General features: G+C 66.6%; 1 protein-coding gene. It reads left to right on the top strand.

Features of this window, described 5'->3' with window-relative positions; all coding sequences use genetic code 11:
• Nucleotides 1-1,168, top strand: a 1,168-nt coding sequence (locus tag RAD10_RS41395; RefSeq protein ID WP_461621968.1) for a VCBS domain-containing protein, incomplete at both ends; no start/stop codon positions are given.

The raw sequence follows: 1,168 nt of genomic DNA, 5'->3' as shown, positions 1-1,168 counted from the left end.
ACTTCAGCATCGATGCTAACGGCGCCTGGAGCTACACCGGCAATGACGCGCACAATGAGCTCACTGCGGGCCAGCAGGTGCAGGACCAGTTCACGGTGACCAGCCAGGACGGCACCGCCTCCGGCATCGTGACCGTGACCATCACCGGCAGCAACGACGCGGCGACGGTCTCGTCGGACTCGAAGTCCGTCAGCGAGGGCGACACCGCGGCGGCGCTGAACACCAGCGGCCAGCTCACCATCACCGATCCCGACAGCGGCGAAGCCCATGTCGTGGCGCAGAGCAATGCGCACGGCAGCTACGGCGACTTCAGCATCGATACCAACGGCGCCTGGAGCTATACCGGCAACGGCGCCCACAACGAGCTCACCGCCGGCCAGCAGGTCCAGGATCAGTTCACGGTGACCAGCCAAGACGGCACCGCCACCGGCATCGTGACGGTGACCATCACCGGCAGCAACGACGCGGCGACGGTCTCATCGGACTCGAAGTCCGTCACCGAAGGCGACACCGCCGCCGCCTTCAACACCTCGGGCCAGCTCACGATTGTGGATCCCGACGCGGGCGAAGCCCACGTCGTTGCGCAATCGAACGTCCACGGCACCTATGGCGACTTCACGATCGATGCCGACGGCGCCTGGAGCTACGCCGGCAACGGCGCCCATGACGAGCTCACCGCCGGCCAGCAGGTCCAGGACCAGTTCACGGTGACCAGTCAGGACGGCACCGCCTCCGGCATCGTGACGGTGACCATCACCGGCAGCAACGACGCGGCGACGGTCTCGTCGGACTCGAGGTCGGTGACCGAAGGCGACACCGCGGCGGCGCTCAATACCAGCGGCGTATTGACGATTGTGGATCCCGACACGGGCGAAGCCCATGTCGTGGCGCAGACGAACGTCCACGGCACCTATGGCGACTTCACGATCGACGCCAACGGCGCCTGGAGCTACGCCGGCAATGGTGCCCACAATGAACTCACTGCGGGCCAGCAGGTCCAGGACGAGTTCACGGTGACCAGCCAGGACGGCACCGCGAGCGGCATCGTGACGGTGACCATCACCGGCAGCAACGACGCGGCGACGGTCTCATCGGACTCGAGGTCGGTGACCGAAGGCGACACCGCGGCGGCGCTGAACACCAGCGGCCAGCTCACGATTGTGGATCC

Source organism: Bradyrhizobium sp. 23AC, assembly GCF_054863025.1.
Note: the sequence above shows the minus strand (reverse complement) of the source record. Positions and strands in the feature narration are given on the sequence as shown.